11 protein-coding genes are annotated in these 21,866 nt (G+C 68.9%); 2 read left to right on the plus strand and 9 right to left on the minus strand.

All coding sequences use genetic code 11. The features are described from left to right. From HOV91_RS32365 to HOV91_RS32375, 3 genes are all read right to left on the minus strand, one after another. The coding region (locus HOV91_RS32365) for a preprotein translocase subunit SecA (protein ID WP_498072322.1) at positions 1–5,549 on the minus strand (5,549 nt) is incomplete at its 3' end. A gap of 3 nt (positions 5,550–5,552) precedes the next feature. Then, a complete protein-coding gene (locus tag HOV91_RS32370) occupies positions 5,553–6,173 on the minus strand; it encodes a hypothetical protein (protein WP_174189096.1) in 621 nt (206 codons plus the stop codon). A gap of 997 nt (positions 6,174–7,170) precedes the next feature. Next, positions 7,171–8,559 (minus strand): hypothetical protein, encoded by a 1,389-nt coding sequence (locus HOV91_RS32375; RefSeq protein ID WP_312884848.1) that lies wholly within the window; start codon positions 8,557–8,559, stop codon positions 7,171–7,173. Positions 8,560–8,905: 346 nt separating this feature from the next. Between HOV91_RS32375 and HOV91_RS32380 the strand changes: the two genes are divergently transcribed. Beyond that, positions 8,906–9,670 (plus strand): potassium channel family protein, encoded by a 765-nt coding sequence (locus HOV91_RS32380; protein ID WP_174189097.1) that lies wholly within the window; start codon positions 8,906–8,908, stop codon positions 9,668–9,670. A 120-nt stretch (positions 9,671–9,790) separates the two neighbouring features. Here the strand turns inward: HOV91_RS32380 and HOV91_RS32385 are convergent, their stop codons facing one another. Then, positions 9,791–10,261 (minus strand): winged helix-turn-helix transcriptional regulator, encoded by a 471-nt coding sequence (locus HOV91_RS32385; RefSeq protein WP_174189098.1) that lies wholly within the window; start codon positions 10,259–10,261, stop codon positions 9,791–9,793. A 111-nt stretch (positions 10,262–10,372) separates the two neighbouring features. Here HOV91_RS32385 and HOV91_RS32390 point away from each other — a divergent pair, with 111 nt between their 5' ends. Beyond that, the gene (locus tag HOV91_RS32390) at positions 10,373–11,620 is read left to right on the plus strand and encodes an MFS transporter (RefSeq protein WP_174189099.1); all 1,248 of its coding nucleotides are present in this window, start codon (positions 10,373–10,375) and stop codon (positions 11,618–11,620) included. Positions 11,621–11,646: 26 nt separating this feature from the next. Here HOV91_RS32390 and HOV91_RS40930 read toward each other — a convergent pair whose 3' ends face one another. The 5 genes from HOV91_RS40930 to HOV91_RS32415 form a co-directional block, all read right to left on the minus strand. Then, positions 11,647–12,294 carry a VldE C-terminal domain-containing protein gene (locus HOV91_RS40930; protein ID WP_174189100.1) on the minus strand — a complete coding sequence of 216 codons (648 nt, stop codon included), beginning with the start codon at positions 12,292–12,294 and terminating at the stop codon, positions 11,647–11,649. Positions 12,295–12,505: 211 nt separating this feature from the next. After that, entirely contained in the window at positions 12,506–15,616 is a 3,111-nt protein-coding gene (locus HOV91_RS32400; RefSeq protein WP_174189101.1) for a ComEC/Rec2 family competence protein, read from the minus strand. Between the two features lie 257 nt (positions 15,617–15,873). Continuing rightward, the gene (locus HOV91_RS32405; RefSeq protein ID WP_438822714.1) at positions 15,874–17,310 is read right to left on the minus strand and encodes a glyceraldehyde-3-phosphate dehydrogenase; all 1,437 of its coding nucleotides are present in this window, start codon (positions 17,308–17,310) and stop codon (positions 15,874–15,876) included. A gap of 392 nt (positions 17,311–17,702) precedes the next feature. After that, positions 17,703–19,259 (minus strand): FAD-dependent monooxygenase, encoded by a 1,557-nt coding sequence (locus HOV91_RS32410; RefSeq protein WP_174189103.1) that lies wholly within the window; start codon positions 19,257–19,259, stop codon positions 17,703–17,705. A 347-nt stretch (positions 19,260–19,606) separates the two neighbouring features. Next, on the minus strand, positions 19,607–21,866 hold a 2,260-nt coding region (locus HOV91_RS32415), incomplete at its 5' end, for an ATP-binding cassette domain-containing protein (RefSeq protein WP_174189104.1).

Consider the following 21,866-nt stretch of genomic DNA (forward strand, 5'->3'; position numbering starts at 1 on the left):
GGGGAAGAACCGGGGTCCTGGGCGGAGACGACGGGACGCCGCGCCGTGGCCAAGGGGGCGAGCGGTTCGCCCGCACTGTCGAATTCGATGGCGAAAACGTGGCGGTCCGCCTCGTCGAGCTGGTCGATGAACAGCTGCTGTTCGTGCAGCCACTGCTGGAAAGGGACGGCCCTGTTCAGCAGCGCGCGCGATTCGGCCAGATCGGCGGGGGTGATCGGAGCCTCGCCAGGGGCCGCCGCGATGTCCAGGACGACCAGGTTCGGGGCCTCGGCCCGGTCGCTGTCGTTGACCAGCAGCACCAGGTGGCTTTCGACCTCCCCGTTGTTCATCCACTTGTAAACGAGCGCTTGGCTTCCCCCAGGCCACTTTGTCAGTGATTCGGCGGCCGCGTCCAATGACCCGAATGCCCGGAAGTCACCGCCGAAGGCCCGCTCCGTGTCTTCGGCGTTGTGGCCGCGCAGTGGCATGTCGTCCGGCATGTGGTAGGCGTCCTCGTTGCCCGGGTACAGCACCCGCATCATCGTCACGCCGTTGTTGACGCAGCTCTTCGGGCTGCGCCGGTGGATGGCCACGGCGAGGTCGAGCAGGGCACTGACGGCCAGATAGGTCGATGCGGCGAAAACGAGGAGTTCGGTGGCCGGGTTGTCGGCGGTTCCGGCGGGGACGAGCAGTCGGCCGACCGCGTCGGCGAGCACCTCGCGGGCGGTGGCGGCGTTCACCTCGGAGGCGGGAACGTCCAGCAGGGCCGCCAGCTCCTCGCCGGCCGTGTGGACGGCGGCGCCGACCTGACGCACGCCCTCCGCGGCAGCGACCTGGCCGGGTTCCCAGCCGAGTTCGGCGGCCAGCCGGTTGCGCTGCGGCGTCAGCTGATTCAGCGCTTGCTCGTCGGTGAGGGCGTCCGCCTGCGCGACCGCCGCGGCCGGGGCGTGGTCGAGGTGCTGGTTCAGCGCTGCCACGGCAGCGGAGGAGACGCCCGCTCGTTCCAGCAGCCGGCTCACCGGGTCGTCGTCATCGTCGGTGTCGAACGCGGCCGCGGCCGCCTGCACCGATGCGGGGATCCCCAGCCATCCGGCCAGCCGCGCGAACCGGTCCCCGCGCAAGTGCGGTTGCACGGCGTCACGCCCGACGGGCACGGTCTCCGTTGCGCTCCCGGCGTGGACGGTGTCCGAGCTGGTCCGGCCGGTGTCCGGATCGGCCTGACCGACCTCCGCCGCAGTATGGACAGTGCCCGGCGCGGCTTGAACGAGGCTCGAAGCGATGGTGGTCCCGGGCGAGGTCGCAACGAAAACTTCGGCGGTCGGGGGCGCGTGGGCCTGGTTGGCACGGCGCATCGCACGCTGCAGATACGTGCGGTCGGCCGCGTCGTTCTGCAGGGGGGAGGTCAGGCTGCGCATCTCCCGCTCGGCCGCGGCGACATCGGCCGCGGTGGCCGCGACCTTCGTCCGCGCCGCCTGCACGGCCTCCCCCGCCCGGGCCGCATTCGTATCGCCCGCCTGGCGGGCGGCTTCGGCATATTCGGCGGTGGCCTCGGCGTGTCTGGCCACCGCGGTCCGATAGTGGGTGACCGCGACCCGCGCACCGTGCTGCTGCGCCTCGCTGTAGAGGCGGTCGGACGCGGCGACGTTGAAACAGAAACTGCCGTTGCGGCCGTTGCGGCCCGCGCGCGCCGACCACTGATGGTCCTCGTCCGGATTGGTCGGCGAACGCCCCAGCATGTGCGCGTGCACCCCGCCCAGCCGGTCGACCTCGTCGCTGATCGACACGTCGAAACCCCGGCCGAGCATCCCCGTGCCGACGGTCACCGCGCCCCGGCCGCCCGCGGTGTCCTTGACCGACAGCAGGTGTTCCTCGGCGGCGTTGTTGTCGCGGTGCTCGGCGAACCACCGGGCGTCGATCGCGTGGTGTTCCACGCCGGCCTTGGTCAGCATCAGCGAGAAGTTGCGAGCCAGATCGTTGAACGGGCAGATCACCAGTACCGGCCGCCCCTCGGCCTGCAACTGCCGCACCCGGTCCACCGCGTCCCGCAGTTTCTCCGGCTCGGTGAGGAATATCCGATCCTGCTCCCCCATCAATTTCGACCGGCCGAAATCCTCCACCTTCGCCAGACCGCCCCCGACCGGGAAATTCTCCTTGATCTCCGCCGCGGTCCGCTCCAGCGTGCCCGACATCAGATGCAAGCGCTCGTACCCACCGAGCACGTCCTCCACGGTGACCTGCTTCGATCCCGTCCCGTCGGAATACACCGGGGCACCGAACATCGCCTCCACCATTTGGTGACGGCCGCCGAACCACCTGCTCTCGGTACCGATCTTCGGATCGCTGCGCGGCTTCCCGTACTCGTCGAGAATCTGTACCTTCTTCTCGGAATCGTGTCCGAAGACCTGGAAATCCCGATTCAGTTTCAACCGGCCCGCCTTGACGTCCAGGAAAGCACGGGCCATCTCGGTCTCCGCGGCGGTGAACTTCCGCCCGGCGTAGCTTTCCCACAACCGGCTCACCGTGTCGAGGCACTGCTCGGGTTGCTCGCGCAGCGACCGCGCCGTCAGCGTCCGGGCCGCCCCGACCTCCTCCGCCGACAGTGCCCGTGCCGCCCTCGACGCCAACGGCCCATCGTGGAGCGCCGCCTCGAGCTGCACCGACAGGTCATCGCCCGTCGTGATCCTGCTGCGCAAGACGGCTTTCACGAAGTCACGCACCCGGTACACCCCCGCGGCCTCCACCTCCGAGGCGAGTTCCCGTTGTCCCTCGGATTGGTAGTGCACCGTCTGGTTGTGCACGAGCACCGCGTCGGCCTCATCGATGGTCGCGGTCTTCCCCGGCGGCGGCCGGTCGAACAGCTCGGCGGTCGCGCGCTCGTCGTAGGTCATGTAGTACATGGTCGGGCGTTGCGCCGCTCCCGGCGGATCGTGCGGATCCCAGCGTGCGACCTCGTATCCGAGACTGCGCAGCATCGGCGCGAACTCCCGAACCCCCTCGTTGGCCAGCACCTCGGTGGTAGTGATCACATGGTGCACCCGCACCGGCGCACCGCTCACGAGTTCCACGGGTTCCCCACGCGACAACTGCCACAACGTATCCAGCGCACCGACCATGGACTTGCCCTGTCCCGTGCCCATCTGACGCATGAACCCGTGCTCGCCGAGCAGGAACGCCTTGATCTGATTCCACCGCGGCGTCTTCCCGGTTCCCTCGCGCACCGCGTCGATGTAGCGCAACAGCGACTCCACCCGATCGCCGTGCTCCATCGCGTGCCTGCGCTGCTCCCACGACTCACCGGCCAGTTCCTCCTGCCGCAGCCGATACAACGCCAACGTCTTCTGCGCCGCGGCTTTGAACTGTGTCTGCTGCTCGGCCGTGAGGTCCTGCTTCGTCGCCGGGTCCGCCGACGGCAACGCCGCCAGCTCCTGGGTCAGCTCCTGCGCCGGGCGGTCGGGGCCGTCGTGCGCGGACGGGCGAGCCTCGACGGGCACCGCGTCCTTGGCATGCTCCACCGCCGACGGCTCGTGCGTCGGAGGTGGGTCCACCTGCTTCGGTGCCGTAACCCGGGGCGGGCCCTCGCCACCCGGACCGGGGCGGCCGGGCGAATTGCCCGCCTCCAGCGGCGGATCCGCCTTCGCCGACCCAGGCCCCGGCCGCGAAACCGCCGGCTCGGGCCCAGCGGCCGCACCGTCGCCGCCGGGAGGGCGAGCGCTGCGACCGCCACCCACCGCGTGCGCGTCGTCCTCGCCGTGATCTGCCGATTGCCGCGATTCCGAACCGGGATGGTCGCCGCCCGCGCTGGACAGGACCGCACCGGTAGCCGCACCACCCCCGGCCTGCGCACCACCACCAGCACCGGGAACGCCTGCACCGGCCTGCGTATTGCCGCTACCACCGTGCGCCCCACCACCGGCCTGCCCATTGCCGGCTTGCGCACCGCCGCCGCTACCGGCCTGCCCGCCGTCCCTGGTTTGCGCATTGCCCGCGCCACCGGCTTGCGAACCGCCGTCATGCGTACCGGCCTGCACAGCGCCGCTACCGCCCTGCACATCCCCACCAGCCTGCGCACCGTCACCGAAGGGCTCGTCACTCCCGGAGGGAAGGCCGGTACCGGGCTCTCGATCGTCGGCATCGTCTGCCGCTGCCGGGTCATCTGGCCCCGCGGCCGAAGGCGCACCCCGCTGCGCGTCCTCCCCCGTCCGACCGTTCGCGTGTTCATCGTCATCCAGGGCCTGAGCCTCACCGGATCCCGAATCACCGAGGTGCCCCGCAGGGGCTCCCGATCCGTCCGGTGCGTGCTGTCCATCGCCCGTCGATCCCGGCGGAGCCGATGGAATCAAGTTGCCGCCGAGCTGCGATGCTCCGGCGCCCATCACGTGGACGGGCGCGGCCGAGTTCACGAGCTGCGGGTTGGTGCCGCTGTCGCTGTCCACCGGAGCGGGCGTCAGCGATTTCGTACTCTCGGGAGCCCCCGCCAGCCGCATCACGGCATCCTTGCTGAGACTCACCGTGGAAGGATCCGGAGGGACGTAGGCTCCGCTGCCGTCGACCACCTCCCCGCTGGGCGAGCCGAGACCCGGGCGGGCGCGACCGTGGACATCGACGACTCCGGCGAATCCGCCGCTCAGCAGCGACGCGAGGACGTCTTCGAAGTGTTCCGGCCAGCCCGTGACCAATGCCGCCGCACCCAGACCGGCCACCGCGCCCGTGACCCCCTGCACCAGTCCGAGCGCCGCGCGGTTGGTCTCCAGCCGGGGAAAGACTTTGGGCGCGAACACGCCGGCGGCTATGCCGCCCAGCGCGCCCCCGGCACCCGAAACTGCCGCAGCTTCGACCGACTTCAGATCGATACCCCTCGGGTTCTCCCCGTTGGGGCCCTTGACGGTCGGGTTCCGGTCACCGGACGCGACTTGCATCAACTGTGTCCCGAGATCCACGGCCGCGGGCAGGGCGGCGGCCGTGCCGACCGTGAGAGCCAACCGGTAGGGCCCCAGAGCCGACAGTCGCGTCGCCGTCTTCGCCGCGCCCGCCTTGTATGCCTGCTCCAGGCCCGCGCGCATCAGCGCGACCTTGGCTCGGCCCTCGATCAGCATCGACTCCACCACGGGAGCCGCCGCGAGCTCTCCGGCCGGACCGGCCGCTGCGGCTGCGGCCAACGTCCTGATGATGCGCCAGGCCAGCTCGACGCCGAACGCGAACATCACGCACAGCGTCTTTTCCGCGTCGTTGGCGGCCGCGTGCGCTTGATCGGCCAAGGCCAGCGCTTCCTCGCGTAGCCTGGTCGCGCCCTCGTGGTGCACCTGCAACATCTCACGCACGCGGTCACCGAGCGCACCGAGCGAATCCTCTTGCGTCAGCAGATTTTTCGCGTCCTCCGCGTGACCGTTCATGGCGGCGGCCTTGGCCCGCAGTTCCGCGGCCATCCACCGCATCCCGGACACGTCGGCGCGCGGCAGGTCTCCACCGAAGACCACCAGCTCGATCGGGCGCCGCACCACAGGGGGCAAACCCTCGAACAACGTGCGCAGCTCCACGACCGGGTTCAGCGACCACGCACCGTCCGTCGGCACCGCCTACCCCCGCCGCGACGTCGCGTCGACCAGCACCGCGTGCAGTGCTCGCGCCTGCGAGCTCGCCTCGTCGCCGCGCAGCACGACATCGGCGAACGCGGCGCCGAGGGCCCGGCTCACCTCGAACTCGCCCGCGTCCCCGGTCAACTCGGCACGCCAGCGCCGGTAACCGCTCACCACCTCGGCGAGTGTGCTGTTCGGTCCCGCTTCGCGACGCAGGTACTCCGCGATCAAGACGCGCTGCGCCTGTTTGCGTGCGAGACCGCCTCCGGCGAAGTCGAGTGCCCGGCCGAATTCGCGGAGCGTCGCCAGGTAGATGTCCAGCTCCGCCGGCCGGACGTCGGGCTCCGCCGTTGCGTTCGCGCTCCCGGATTCCAGCGCGGTCCGCTGGTCGAGGGTGATCAACCGACCCGCGCCCGCGCCCCGCGCATCGCGTGGCTCGTGACTCCACCACACCGGCCCCGATCCGGCGGCGAGCTCTGCCACCGCGACGACATCGAGCGCGAGCGCCGGGTAGTCGGTGAGCACCCGGTCCACCGCGGCCACGAATTCTCGCACGACCGGCACCTGCAAGCCGGGCGTATCGAATCCGGTCACCCGTACGTCGTGGTGCTCGGCCAGCATCCGCGCTAGCCAACCGACCACGGGATGGGTAACCGGGGACGCGTCGGAGCGACGCCGATCGCGCCCGCGCGGCGATTCGCCTGCGGGGTTCTGCGGCCGTGGCGGAGAACCGAACCGAGGGCCGGGGGGCCTCGGCTCGGCACCGGCCGGTGGCCCGGCAGTTCTCGGTGGCGGCCCGGACCACGCGCTCGGGGATCTCGCCGCGGCACCGGCGGGAGGCCCGGCGGTTCTGGGCGGCTGCCCGGACCAAGGGGTGTCCCGCCGTCCCACGCCACCCGGTAGCCCAGTCCCTGCCTGCCGCTCGGCTGGGGCGCGGGGTGAATCCCGTGTGGCGGTCGGGGGGAACACCGCGGAGTCCGGAGGTCGGCGACCGGAGTCTCCGGCAGGTTTGCCCGAGTTGCCGATGCCCGGTCCGCCTACTCCCCGATCTCCCTCTCGGCCTGCTGCCCGATCCGACGGATCTCGCTGTGGACCGCCCTCGGACGTGGCGCGTTCCGCGGAGGTGTCCGGTGTCCGCGTCCCGCCGGGTGTGGATCGATCGGGGGAGGCGGCCCGGTCGGTGGGTTGCGCAGGGGCCGCCGCTGCCGGAAAGGTCGCTGCGGGCGAGGGCGTGCCCACACTGCCGTCCGTCCAGGGCGGCGCCGACTCGCCGATCGGGTGCAGCTCGGCGGCGGCGGTGACCACCCGGCTGGCGCTGGACCTGTCCTGTACTTCGAATTGGCTTGCCGCGTCGACTATTCCGGCGGCCGTGCTGTGCAGGCTTTCCTGCATCGCTCGCAGATTGACCAGCAACTGGTCGGCATGCGGCTTGAACTCCCTGGCGAACGCGACACCCAGATCGTCGTCGCCCCAGCTGCCTTCGGCATGAGCCAGGGAATCACGCAGTCCCGCATAGGTCTGCCCCACCCGGTCCCCGAGCTCGGACAGCCGCGCTCCCCGATTTCGCAAGCGGTCCGGGTCCAGCCGAACTTCACCGTTCATTCGCGTCCCCCGCCGGTCAGGCTCGACTCTTGCCGCGCAGCCGAAACCGTCGCTCGAAATCGGTGACGAACACCGCCGACGGCACCGACGTGGTCGAGCGCTCTACGACGCCATCGTCGGCGACATAGAAAACCGCACGGTCCAAAGCGATGCCACCGTCCGGCACCGGCGAACGTACCACCCAGCCCACGCTGATACGATCGGCCCGCAACGTCGTCAGCGGATATCCGGTGGTGTCGTAACCCTTTTGGCGGATGTGCTCCCGGACGAGGTCGAGCGCATCCGCTTCGCCGATCCCCTCGGCGTGATTCGCGTTCAGACCCGCGAGCACGAACTGGAACATCGCACCGTCGATGTCGGTGCCGTCTCCGAAGACTTGCACGATCGCCTCGCGAGTCACCGCGCCCGCCTGAGCGGCCGACACCAACAACTCCGCCGCGCCCGATGCACCACCCAACCGGTCGTCCAACAGGTTCCCGACAACGCCCGCTACGGTGCCGACCGTCCACACCGCGGGCAGCGCCGGCGCGCACTCCGATATCGGCGCGGACTCACCCCGATACCACTGACCGGCCTCCCACCAGTAACAAAACGACAGCAAACCGGTGGCCGCCCGCGGATTGAGCACCGGATCCGCCACCCAATCCGGCGCTCCCGCGAACAACTCCGGCATCGCCGCACCCCCGTTGTACGCGGCGTCCAGCACCGCCGCGTCCCACACGCCACCCGACAGCACGGCCCGGTCGCCGGGCAGTAGCGTCAACGTCGAACCGCTGCGTCCCGCGCCTTCGAAGATGCCCACCGACGGAACGATTCGCGGCCCCTGTCCCGACCCGACCGCCACGAAGGCTGCCGCCAGCACCGCCCACCGGGCCCACAGCACGGCCAGCTCCGGCAGCTCGTTGTCCACGGTCACCGCCCGCGAACCCGCACGCCGGTCCGCCCGCATCGCTTCGGCGGCGGCGCGTGGCGGCCGCGTCCGATGTTCGCCGCGCCGGAGGTAGGCCGCCAGCCATACCGGCAGCCGATCCCGCGGATAGCGTTCCAGGTCGGCGAGATAGGCCTCCGGCGCGAACAATTGCTCGCCGGGGAACGGCAACGCACCATGGTCAACAGCGGTCTCGACACCGTCCGCGTCGACGCGCACCAGCAGCCGCCACCACGGCCCGCCCTCGGCGTCCGCCGACAGCTGCCGATGCCGTCGTACCGCGTGCCACACCGCATCCGGTACCGGGGACCGAAACGACCGGGTACCGTCGTCGACCAGCAGCAGTGCCGATTCGGCGACCACGGTCATCGCGAACCACGCCTCGAGCCGCCGCCATCCGGGCGGGGCCACCGCACGCAGCCCATCCGCGATTCGATCGGCCGACCCGGTGAGATCCTCATCCCCAGCCTGCGTCACGGCATTCTCCGGGCTCCGGGAACGACCAACGCGCCGAAGCCCAGCAGGCGTCGACGCGCGAGCTCGACCGCGAGCAGTTCACGAGAAGTTCCCACAATTCGCCTGCATAGGTTCTTCGTCAGGTTCCGAAATCTCCTAGGCTGAAGATTTCGCACTTCGCGCCACGGCGCAATGGTGGCGTTTACCAGCCATGGCAAGCCCATCGGGCAGATTCCCCCAGTCGATCCCGACCGCGTCCTGGGTTCCGTGTGAGAATCACCGGGAGAACGGCCGGTCTCTTTTCGGAGCCGGAGCGGCCGAACCTGCGGTGTCGCCGACGCCGCAGCCGAGCGACACAGGTAGTTCGATGCCCGAAACACATTCCGAGTTCACCCCCAGAAACCGTTGGGAGCGGACGACCGGCATTCCCATGATGGTGCTGGCCGTCATTTTCCTCGGCGTCTATGCCTGGCAAGTGCTCGATACCGGTGCCTCACCTCGCCTCGACGCCTGGCTCACCCGGGTCGACGTGGCGATCTGGGCGGCGTTCGCGCTGGATTTCGCCGTGCGATTGTGGCTGTCCGGGAATCGGTGGCGATTCGTGCGTACTCACCCGGTCGACCTGTTGATCGTGGTGCTGCCGCCGCTTCGCCCGCTGCGGGTGCTGCGCGCCGCCATGCTCGTGATCGGGACGTTGAACCGGAACACGACGACCAGAGCCAGGCTCGCGGTGTTCGTCGGGGCCAGTTCCGTCCTTCTCCTGCTGCTGTGCAGTCTGGCCTTCTTCGACGCGGAGTACGGCGCGACCGACAGCAAAATCCATAATTTCGGCGACGCGCTGTGGTGGTCGATGGTGTCGGTGACCACCGTGGGCTACGGCGATGTGTATCCGGTGACGACCGAGGGCCGATTGATCTCATTGATCTTGATGACCCTGGGCATCGGCCTGATCAGTTTCGCGATCGGCACCACGACCAGTTGGGTGATGGACCAACTGAAGAGTGTCGAGGCGAATGTGGAGAATGCCGACCGGGAGATCGCCGAACTGGTCGCCGAGATCAGAGCACTACGCGCCGAAGTGGCCGCGATGCGCTCCGGTGTGGTTGCGCCGAATACCGTGCGGGCCGAATGACCCGATCACCGCGCCATCGGTCACGAGCGTCGTTGTCCTGACCGCTGCGGGCACTGTGCATTGTCTCCCCAGGAGCTTGTTTCGATCCTGGGAGGAATGCTCAGCACAACAATCAGTTGTCTATCCGGGGGTCTCGCCTACTTTGCGTACTCGGGTTTCGTGGACCCGGACGGCCCGGCCGTCCGGGGTTGTATAGGTGAGTTCGGGGACGGGAAGGCCGGTGGTGGCGTCCACCAGCTGGGAATGGGGTTCCCCAGGGGAGAAGGCGTGGTCCTGCCCCCACTGGCGCAGGCTGACGACGAGAGCGAACAGTTCCCGTCCCGCCTCGGTGAGCGCGTACTCCTGGAATCGGCTGCCGTCGGAGGCGGGTTCGACGCGGAGCACGCCGATCTCCACGAGGTTGCGCAGCCGGTCGCTGAGGATGTTCTTGGCCACACCCAGGTTGCGGTGGAACTGACCGAATCGAGTTACGCCGTCGAAGGCATCGCGGATGATCAGCAGCGACCACTTGTCGCCGATCAGGTCTATCGTCCGCGCGACCGGGCAGGGCGGATCGGTCCATGCCCGCTGGCGTGCCCCGGTGTCGCTCATGCTGTCTCCCGCCTTCCGTCCGTCGCGTTCGGCCGCGATTCCATGGTTGCATAAAACTACCAACGCCGACATCATGGTTTTGAATCGAAACCATGATGTCGGAGGAGTGTGATGAGTCCGGAGGTTGGCCCAGCGGGGTCGAGTGGGATCGGCAGGCGTCTGGCGACGGTGCTCGCGATGGCCTGCGGCGCGTCGGTGGCCAATGTCTACTACGCGCAACCGCTCGTGGAACGGATCGGCGCCGACCTAGGGGTCGCGACCGGTCAACTCGGCCTGGTGACCACCCTGACGCAAGCGGGTTACCTGCTCGGTCTGGTATTGCTCGTGCCCCTGGGGGATCTGGTGGATCGACGGCGCCTCATCGTGAGCCTTACCTCGGTCGCGGCCTGCGGGCTCGTGGGTGTCGCGGTGTCGCGGGACGCGCTCTGGTTCTTCGCGGCGAGTGCGCTGGTCGGGTCGGCATCGGTCGTGGTGCAGGTCGTCGTCGCCTACGGTGCGGACCTGAGCGCGCCGCAGCAGCGGGGCAGGGTCGTGGGCACGGTGACCGGCGGGGTGGTGCTCGGAATCCTGCTGGCTCGCACGGTATCGGGATTGATCGCCGAGTGGGCAGGGTGGCGGGCGGTGTTCTTGGTGTCGGCCGCGCTGATGGTGGCGTCGACCGGGGCATTGGCGGGTCTTCTGCCGCGCGACCAGGTTGCCCGGGTGCGGGTTTCGTATGGCTACCTGATCACTTCCGTAGTGCGCCTGACCGTACGCGAGCCGGTGTTCCGCGTCCGCGGCCTGATCGGATTGCTGATGTTCGCAGGGTTCGGTGCGCTATGGGGGTCGATGGCGCTACCCTTGGCGGCGGCGCCATGGCATCTGTCCACCGGCAAGATCGGCATGTTCGCGATCGCGGGGGCGGCCGGTGCGCTCGGGGCGACCCGAGCCGGACGACTGGCCGACCACGGCCGGGCGCAGGCGGTCAGCGCGATCGCGCTCGTTCTGTTGACGTTCTCGTGGGCGGCGGTCGCGGCGACGCCGCACTCCCTGGCGCTGCTGGTGGTCGGTGTGATCATCTTCGATCTGGCCGCGCAGGCGCTGCATGTGACCAACCAGCACCTGATCGTCGGCATCGATCCCGCCGCGAGCAGTCGCCTGATCGGCAGCTACATGGTCTATTACTCGCTCGGCAGCGGCGGCGGCGCCGTGGCCGCCACCGCGCTGTACAGCATCGCCGGATGGGGCGCCGTGTGCGTCCTCGGCGCGACACTCGCCATTTCGGCGTCGGCTGTCTGGGCGGTGGACCGGCTACGCCACCGCCGGGCCTCCGCTCGAGACGCGGCCCCACCGCAGGCGGCTATGGCCTGCGACCGATAGGCCGCTGGCCAGCAGGGGGCGGGCGATCAGCAGGTCACGTCCACGTCGGCGGCCCGCGCGAACGACACATGCACGTGGTCGTAGTGATTGGCGGTCGGGCTCCCGCGGTCTTCCAGGTAGGACCAACCGCTTCCGTCGTTGTACCGCTGCCGCCAGATCACGTAGGTCACGCCGAAACGCTGCTTGTTGGCCAACACGAATTCGGCGATCGCGTCGCCGCGCGCGGAATCGGATGTCATGAGATCGAGTGCCAGGCCGGCGCCGTGGTCGCCGTCGCCACGGCCGACGGCGCCGCCGATGTCGTTGACGCCGAACGTCTTCTTGAGCAGGTTGCCCACCTGTGCCACATGCGGCCGCGTGCCGGCGAGTTCGGTCGAGCACGGGACGGACGGAGGCGGCGGAGGCGGGTGCTGTACGGCCTGCTTGGCCGACGGTGGTGGCGGCTCGGCCGCGGCCGCCGCCTGCACCGGCTGAGTGGTCGCGGGCGCGGTGGTCGGGGCGCGGGAGGTTTCGACGGTGGACGAGGCCGGCGAGTCGCTCGCCGCGGCATGCTGCGCCGTAGAGCCGGGCCGGATCGCCGCCCACACTGCGGCGGCGACAATCGCCGCGATGCCACACACCGCCAAGGCGGTGAGCTTCCGGCCCGCAGTCCGTTTTCGATGTTGACCAGGCATGATATCGAGCACCGATTACTGTCGAGAGTAGGTCACCGATACATTACGAAATGGTCGCGGAAAAGTCACGTCGGCGTTTGCCGCCACCAGTGTCCTGGCTCGGTCCCCATGCCAACCCAGCCAGTCGACGGCGACTTGCCGAATACCTTCACCGGCGGCACAGCCGAGCGCTCATGGGGCGGCCCTGCGCGAAGCCGTCGACGGGTGGCTATTACCTGTTCCCGCCGCTTCGGCGCCGGGCCTCCTCGTACGGATCCGGCCCGTCCAGCGCCACCAGCTCCCCCGGCCGGACGTAAGCCCGTGCCTCTCCGTTGGACGCGATGACGAACTCGTCGTGGATGTTCCCGCCGCTGTCCCACGACCGCCGGCCGGTGCGGGTGACCCAGAAGAACTGCGACAGCCGTCGATAGGTGGGCATGTCCGCGGCTGCCACCACCTCCAAAGGGCCGTTGGCGTTCGCCGGCGACTCCGACCGACCTCGATGCAGCAGCCTGGGACCGGTGTCATCGAAGTTCACGGCCTGCAATCGGCCGGCGGCGTTGTACACCAGCACCTCGCGGTCGCTGCCGAATATCGCGCCGATTGTGGTGTGCCTGGCCGTGCGGACCCGGCCCGGTCCCGCTGCGAGGAGCGCCTCGTCGATCCGGTTCTGCTGGCCCGCCTCCAGCTGGTGGTGCAGCTGGTCGAGCGCCGCGCTGAGACCCGGCTCGAAGCCGTCGACGCCGAAGTAGGAATAGCGGTCGTCGTCGTCGGACCAGGCACGGACTGCCCAGCCGTTGTCGAAGCGCTCGAACGCCGGTCCGTCGGGCAAGCTGGAGTTGAAGGCGTGCCAGTCCGCCAGTGTGGTCAGCTCCGCGATCATCCGGAGCAGCAGTCTGCGCAATTGCGAACCGGCGAATGCGGTGATCACGACCATGTCGAACTCCGGTACGCCGACGGGCCGCTGATCGCTGCGCGCGGCCCGCTGGATGAGGCTCTGGTCGGTGATCTGCACCCGATTCCACCCGCTCCAGGAGCTTCTCTTCACCAGCCCCAGGTCGGGCTCGACGCCACGCGTCATCCACCAGTTCCAGGTCGCCACGCCCGTGTGCCTGCTGACCGCGGTTCGGGCCGTTTCCGCCTCGGCGGCCCGCCGGTAGCTGTCCGCGACGTCCAGCCCGATTCGCACCACCTCGATGCCGAGCAGGACGGCCCCGCCGACCCGGGTCCGGACCGGGGTGTAGACGGTGCCGTCAGGTCGGTACTCCTGGCGCACCCCGTGCATCGCCCGCTCCGCGAGCTGGTTCAGTTGCATCTGTCGCGCGAGCGACTCCGCCAGCACCGACCGCAGTTCGGCGCTCATCCGCCTGCGCACCAGCCGTGCCGACCCCTCGGCGGTCGCCCGCTCCAGCTCCGGCGTCCATTCCGCGCGCACCGCGGTCATCGCGGACCGGACGTGCTCGTCCACCACGGCACTGCCGAGCACGTCGCGTGCGTTGCGCATCAGCTCGGTGTGCACCGCCCGGCAGCGCAACAGCTCATCGACGTTCTCCGCCTCCACCGCCGCGATCATCTGCACTGCGTTGAGGTGCATCCGCTGGTAGAGGTTCATGCCCCGCTGGTGTCCCTCCAGGTTCGACCGCTCCCGCGCCAGGGTGGTGCGCTGGGCCTGGACCTGGGCGCCGAGCTGCGCCAACGCGGCCGTCGCCTGGGCCAGGTTCGCGGAGCTGTTCACGCCCCCGGCGGCAGTGGCCGCGGCGTGCAGCTCAGCCCAGTAGCGGGCCGTCGAGGCGCGCAGGGTGGTCTCCAGGGTGTCGAGACCGGCCTCCGTCGCGGTGACCGAGCCGGTCAGCGCGCCCGGTGCGGCGCTCGCGCCGTATGCCGCCCGCAGCGACTCGGCTCCGGCGCGCAGGTCGGCGATTTCGGCCAGCCCACCGTAAGCGCTGCGGAGCAAGGTGTTGCTGCGCTCGATCTCCTGTGCGGCAAGCTGCAATCCCGCCATATCGACCGTCACACGCTCCAGCCGACCCCCGGTCGCGCGGGTCGCCTGAGCTTGTCCCGGAGGTGACGGGTCGTCGTGGATCGCCTCCGGCGAGAGCCCTGCTGTGTCGAGGAAGGTGAACGTCCGGCTGCGAGCCTGACGGCTGCTCTGCGCGAAGCTCTGCGTGGTCTGCGACACCAGGCGCAGCGCGTCCCCACCGGACTCGTAGGCCAGTTCCAGCATCCGCAAGAACCCGGCCGTGTTGTCGGCGCCGGCTTGCTCGCCGAAGTGATGCGGAACCTCCATCAACCGCAGGTTGCGCCCCGGTCCCCCGAGCATCCGCCGGAAGGCGTCGGCACCGATGGAGGTAACGATCTCGGTGAACTGCCGGCCGTCCGCGTCGGCGGTGAACAGCATGCGCTCGCCGCTGACCATGTCGTGCATGACGACGACGGGGCTGCTGGCGTTTCGGTTGAACCGGGCCCCCGGCTGGGTCAGCGCCGCATGCGCGGCCACCGACCGGTAGGTGGTGAGCTCCATGTTGCCGATGATGCGCCGTTGGACATGCACCCCGCCGGTCCCGCCCACGTTGATCTCGACGACTTGCTGACCGGGCTGGACCGTCAGGCTCGACACCTTCCAGGCGCCGGCTTCGGCGGTGCGCAACTGCTGAAGGGTGACTTCGACCGCCGTCGCGGAGAACCGTGCCTCGGTCAACAGCGGACGGACCGCGTTGTAGTGATCGGCGTCCGCGTGCGAGACGACGACCAGCTGCGGTACCGTGGCCTGCGCCTGGGTGAACGCGCCGATCGACTGGACCAGCCGCCGCACGGCCGGGGCGGTCGCGCTGAACGAGTTGCCCGCCCCTGCGTCGAACTGGATGCTGCCTCCGCCTCCGATGGAGGAGAGCAGGACCGCCCGTCCCTTCGCATCCGGCTGGAAGAAGAACGCCTGGACTCCAGGCTGCACCTGGGCCGTGGGCGCGGGCCTGATCTCGAACCTGGTGACGCGCGCACCGTCGAACCGGTCGCCGAACCGCATGCCCAGAATGACCGGTTGTGCGGCCCCGACGGTGAATCCCTGCGGAAAGCCCCGCGCCAGAAGTTGCTTGTCCTCGTCGGTGACCAGCAAGCCCGCCGCACTCAACGCCCGCTCGGACTCGGCGCTCAGCGCTGGACCCGCCGTAGCGGCATCGCCGCCGGGCAGGTTCTGACGCTGCACCGAAGGCCGCTGACCCAGCAAGCGGCTGACAGCGCCGTTGCCTGCGCTGCGTTGCAATGCGGCGAGCCCGGCCATCGGCCCCGGCCGCGTCGGCACCCGGCCGGTTTCGGGCACCGGTACGCGCTCGTGCGCCCACACCATCGTCCCATTGTTGGACAGGGGATCTCGGGACTCATATCCCGAATGGGCACTCTTCTCGGCACGGTCGGGCACCCGGATCAACGGGCGAACGCTCAGCCACGGAGTCACATCGAAGCCGGTGCCGGGTGATTCAGTGGGTGAGCAGAATCTCGGCGATCACGATGGCAAAGCGATCAGGGTCAGCCGAGTCGAGGCCCCTGAAGATGGCCCAGGGGCCTCCGGTCCTCGGCGGCCGGCCGATATTCGGCCGACGCGAGTCAGCGCGCGTCGGTCGCGGTCAGCACGCGAGAGTCGGCGGCGTGGTCCAGCCGCGCGCCGACCTGCGGGTAAGTCGGATACTCGATGCCAGAGATGTACTGCACCGTGCGCACGACCTGGCATGAGTAGCCGAATTCGTTGTCGTACCAGACATACAGGATCGCGGTGTCATCCTCGACGATCGTGGCGTTGGCATCGATGATCGACGCTGCGCGCGACCCGATGAAATCGCTGGAAACCACGTCGGTGGCGGCGGTGTAATCGAGGTTTCGGCTCAACGGCCCGGCGAGTGAGACCTGGCGCAGATACTCGAGCACCTCGCTCTTCGTCGTCTTCCGCTCGAGCTGCAGGTTCAAGATCGCGACCGATACGTCGGGGGTGGGAACGCGGATCGAGTTGCCGGTGATCTTCGCCTTGAAATCCGGCATGGCCTTCGCGACCGCGGACGCCGCACCGGTTTCGGTGAGCACCAGATTGAACGGCGCTGACCGGCCGCGACGGTCCGCCTTGTGGTAGTTGTCCAGGAGGTTCTGGTCGTTGGTGAACGAGTGCACCGTCTCCACGTGCCCGCGGACGATGCCGTACTCGTCGTCCATGGCCTTGAGCGGCGGAACGATCGCGTTGGTCGTGCAGGAGGCGCACGAGAAGATCTGCTGCGACAGGTCGAGGCCGCGGTGGTTGACGCCGTGCACGATATTCGGAACATCGCCCTTACCGGGCGCGGTGAGCACGACTTTCGCGATGCCGGGGCGCAGATGCTGCGACAGCCCGTCGCGGTCGCGCCACCTGCCGGTGTTGTCGATCAGGATCGCGTCTTTTATCCCGTACGCGGTGTAGTCGACGGTCGTCGGGTCGTCGCTGTAGATGAACTTGATCACGTTCCCATTCGCGGTGATCGTGTCATTGCCGGTGTCGACCTTGATCGTGCCGTTGAAGTGGCCGTGCACCGAATCCCTTCGAAGCAGGGACGCACGCTTGGCCAGATCGTCCGGACCTCCTTTGCGCACCACCACGGCACGCAGGTTCAGCCCGTTGCCCGATCCGGCCTTCTCGATGAGCAGGCGAGTGACCAGACGACCGATGCGGCCGAAGCCATAGAGGACGACATCCCTGGGGCCGGACGACCGAGCCTTGTTGCCGTTGGTCACCTCGGCCAGCACCGCGTCGGTGAACTCGCGGATCGAGAGTCCGCGATCGTCGTTGCGATAGGTCATGACCAGCTGACCGAGATCGATCTTGCACGGCCCCAGATCCAGCTCGCTGAGCACTTGCAGGAAGGGAAGGGTCTCGTCCACCGACAGCTCTTCGCCCTCGATCTGCCGTGCGAAGCGGTGCGTCCGCAGGATGCTGATCACCGACTTGTTCACCAGCGACCGGCTGTGCAGCAGGATCGTCACCCCTTTCCGCCGATACAACGTGCCGATGATGGGAATCATCGCCTCCGCGGCGGCTTCCTGGGCGTTCCAGCGGTCAAGTTGTTCGGTAGTCAACGCAGGTCCTCGGATTCCTCGATTTGTTCGCGTATCGATGCTAGTGAGGGCGGCGATATCACCGAGGCCGGATACCCACTGGTGAGATCGCCAGGTGGAACGCCGACCGAGCACTGCCACCGCCGGGTCGGCGCACGCCGCTACGCGTCGAGAGACCCTCTGGTTGGGGTTCAGGTCCGTGACGAGCGGGACGAACTCCGCCGTCAGGAGCTCCGCTACCGGGCTCGCGACAGCGGGAGGGCTCGAGAATTGCCGACTGCCGGACACCTCGCTCGGCCGAACCGGGCGGGCTCGGCTGAACCGCGGCCGGGTGCTCCGCGCGATGTTCGACCGGCCGGTCAGAGAGTCCGATCGCTGATCGACGCCGTCGTTTCCAGGGGCGCGCCGAACCAGCATGACAGCGAATCGCGCAGCGCGAGTGCGGCGGTGTCGGCGGGTGCGTCAAGGGTTGCGGCCCAGGCGATGTGGGCGTCCGGGCGGATCAGTAAGGCGTCGGCTGGCCGGTTGTCGATTTCGGCGGTGCGGATGTCGATCCGATGCTGCCAGTCTCGGGCGACCTCGCGCAGGTCTGCGCGGTCGGCGAGGTCGAGCAGAACAGGCCGGGCGGTCCGCATGAGTTCCCCGACGCTGGTGACGCCCTGATCGGTGTGCAGGGTGAGGTCGGGCGCGAAGGTGCCGGCCAAAGTGTGGTCGCAGCCCGGCATCGGATAGCGAATATCGGTGTGGCCCACCAGGGCGCCCATCCGGCGCAATGCCGGCTCGTCGACGAGCAGTTCCTGGAAGACCTGCCGAAGCGCTTCGGCGGCCGGGTCGTGTCCGCGTCGCAGCGCCACCTGAGCTCGGGTCTGCAGCCGTGCCCGGGCCCCGGCGAAGTGGCGCTCGTCGTGATAGGTGTCCAGCAGGCCGTTCGGCGCCCAGCCGTGGATGTCGGCGCCCAGCTTCCAGGCGAGGTTGACCGTGTCGAGCATGCCGACATTGAGCGCAGTGCCGGTGGCGGGGAACAGGTGAGCCGCATCGCCGGCCAGCAGGATGCGCCCTGCACGGTAACGTTCGGCCTGCCGGTCCTTGAAGGTGTAGCGCGTCAGCCGAGTCGGTTCTCCCAAAGGAAGCTCCGCGCCGAGCACGCGACGCGCACTGTCTGCGAGTTCGGCCGAGGTCAGCGGCTCGTCGTCGTCGTATTCGTTGGGCTCGTCCTCGGTGGTTTGCAGGAACATCACCCCGGAGTCGACCGCGAACGCGAACACACCGCGGTCTGTTCGCGTGAAACCGGCCTGGATCCTGCCCAACCCGGGGACATCGATGTCGCCGTTGTCGAGCACGGTCACCGAATCGTGCACGGCCACTTGGGCGAGCCTGTTGACCTCTGGATAGGTGGTGCCGGGGAACGAGATTCCGGCCATGGCGCGCACCCGGCTGCGCCCGCCGTCGCAGCCCACCAGATATCGGGCGCTCACCCGGTACGGTCCGTCCGGGCCGCGCACGTCCGCGGTCACCGTCGTCTCGTCCTGGTTCACCCCGACCACCTCGTGTCCGCGACGGATCTCGGCGCCGAGTTCGCGGGCGCGTTCATCGAGCAGTCGCTCGATTTCCCTTTGCGGGATCGGCAACGCCCGCATCGGGGGGTCTGCCAGGTGGGTGAAGTCCAAATACATATTCCCGAACGGGAATCGGGGCGCCAAGTGGGGGTCGCTGCTGACTGCTTCGAATCGGTCCAGCAGGCCGCGGTAGCGCAACAGGTCCAGGATCCGCCCGCCGAGACCGCTGGCCTTCGGGATATCGCGCGGCTGCGGCTGCCGCTCCAGTACCAGCGATCGCACTCCCGCCAGGCGCAGCTCACCGGCCAGCATCAAGCCGCTCGGGCCCGCGCCCACGATGATCACGTCGATGTCCGTCACCGGTTACTCCAATTTCCGCAGTTTCTAGCGTCGGCGGACGAGTATGCGGCACAACCCGGGCCTTTCCGCAATCGCGCCGGACGTCATCGCCGAACTCGGCGGCGACGGCCGACTGCACGGCACGGCATCCCGAGGAATTCGAACTACGTCGCCCACACCGTCAGCTCACGGGTGTCGCGCGCGCCAACGCGCGGGCTACCGAGGTTGCCGCCGGCACCGATGTGATCGCGCAGGCCGCCCGCGCCACCCACTCACCAGCTTGCACAGGAGAACCCGATCGTGGACAGGAAACTGCAAGTCGTCGTCCTGCCCGTCAGCGACGGCCGGGAGAGTCCTCGCCCGCGGGCTCAAATCCGCGCGGGGCGCGCTCCGCGGCGCCGTGGGCGCAGCTGGTACAGGCGGTACCAGGCCAGCGCGAGGAAGATGGCCGCCAGACCGGCGACGACTCCCATGTCGAGCAGCCACGTGCCGAGGGTGTGCTTCCACAGAGGGTCGGGTGCGCCCTCGTGCGGTGAGAGCGTGTCGAGGTCGAGCGTGGCGGCTCCCGCGCCGTAGCCCCAGCGGGACGGCGATATGTAGGCCAGTTGTTCCAGAACGGGGGTGCCGGGAAGCCGCACCAGACCGCCGGTGAGCACCAGCTGTGCCATCGACAGCACGATCAGCAGCGGCAGCGTCTTCTCCGACGTGTCAACCATGACCGACACCAGCAAGCCCAGGGTCAGCGATGCGATGCCGAGCATCGCCATCGCCAGGATCAACTCCAGCTCGGCCGACGTGAACAGCCCCTTGGGCGGCAGACTCTCGCCGAGGGTGCCGATCAAGAACAACACCGCCGCCTGAAGGGTGGTGATCACGCCCAGAACCAGGAACTTCGACATCAGATAGACCCCGGTCGACAGACCGGCCGCGCGTTCTCTGCGGTAGATCGTCTGCTCTTTGACGATCTCGCGAATCGCGTTACCGGTGCCGACGAAGCACGCGCCGAACACCAGGATCATGAGCTTGGTCGGGGCATCGGTGTTGGTACCCGGCGCCCCGGTGAAGCCCTCGCCCGACGGCACCGCGGCGATCAAACCACCGAGCAGCAGCGGCATCACGCCGAGCAGAGCCAGGTAACTTCGATCCGAGGCGATCACTGCCAGGTATCGCCGGCACAGCGTGCTGAGCTGGCTGAACTTGGACTGCGGCGCAGGCGGCGGCGCAGGCGGGCGCACTTCCGCCGGGCCCACTTCGTCGGTGAGCCCGCCCGCCACGTACTCCTGGAAGCGTGGCGAGGCCCGGAATTCATCGGCCCAGTCGCGGTCTTCCTCGCGGTCGAACGCCTGGAACACCTCGGCCCAGCTGCGCTTACCGAACTGCTGCAATCCCTCCTCAGGAGGCCCGTAATAGGCCAGCCGCCCGCCGGGGACCAGAACCAGCAAGCGGTCACAGAAATCGAGATTCGCGACGCTGTGCGTGACGACGATGACGGTCCGCCCGTCATGCGCCAGTTCGGACAGCATTTCCATGACCGTTTTGTCCAGGCCGGGGTCGAGGCCGGAGGTCGGTTCGTCGAGGAACAGCAGCGACGGTTTGGTCAGCAACTCCAGCGCCACGCTCACGCGTTTGCGCTGCCCGCCGGAGAGCCTGTCGATGCGGGTATCGGCGTGCCGCGCCAAACCGAGCTCCTCGAGAACCTCGTCGACCCGTTGCTCCCGCTCCTCCCTGCCGGTGTCACCGGGGAAGCGCAACTCGGCCGCGTAGAGCAGGGCGCGCCGCGTCGGAAGCTGGCTGTGCAGGATGTCTTCCTGCGGAACCAGGCCGATCCGGTGCCGTAGCTCGTCGTATTCGGTGTACAGGTCGCGTCCGTCGTAACGCACCGTCCCCTCGGTCGCGGGCCGCAGTCCGGTCACCGCGCCGAGCAGCGTCGACTTGCCCGCCCCACTGGGGCCGATGACGCCGACGAGCGAGCGCTCCGGGATGGGGAAGCTCACGTCGTCGAGCAGCACCTTCCCTTCCGGCGTCCGCACGACGAGGTTCTGCACCGAGACCGACACGTCGCCGGTGTCGACGAACTCGCGCAGTTCGTCGCCGACCAGCCGGAAGGTGGTGTGTCCCATGCCGATCAAATCGGATTCGGAGAGGTCGACGGAGTCGGCCCTCGCGCCGTTGACATAGGTCCCGTTGTGGCTGTCGAGGTCGATGATCCGGTATCGGCCGGGGCCGCTCATCCGCAGTTCGGCGTGATGGCGGGAGACCATGAGGTCGGGCACGACGATGTCGTTGTCGGGAGCGCGCCCGATCCGCAGCACGCCCGAGGTGATCCGGACGACCGAGGCCGCGGGTGCCTCCGCGGAGGACGATCGGGACACCCGTCGGGGCAGGGCGGAATGGAACTCGGTGACCGTTGCCTCATCGTCGAGGTCGTAGCCCGGATCGCGGACCAGCATCGTGTCGCCACCGGCACCGCCATCGCCATCGGATTCGTTGCCGGGCGGCGCTTCCAGCGAGCAGGTCAACTCCTCGCCGTCCACGGCGTGACCGAGCTGAAACGTCTCGTCGTGGTCGATCACCATCCGCTCGACCCGGTGACCGTCGAAATACGTGCCGTTGAGGCTGCCCGCGTCC

This window comes from Nocardia barduliensis (assembly GCF_013315795.1).
GTDB classification, from domain to species: Bacteria; Actinomycetota; Actinomycetes; order Mycobacteriales; family Mycobacteriaceae; genus Nocardia; species Nocardia barduliensis.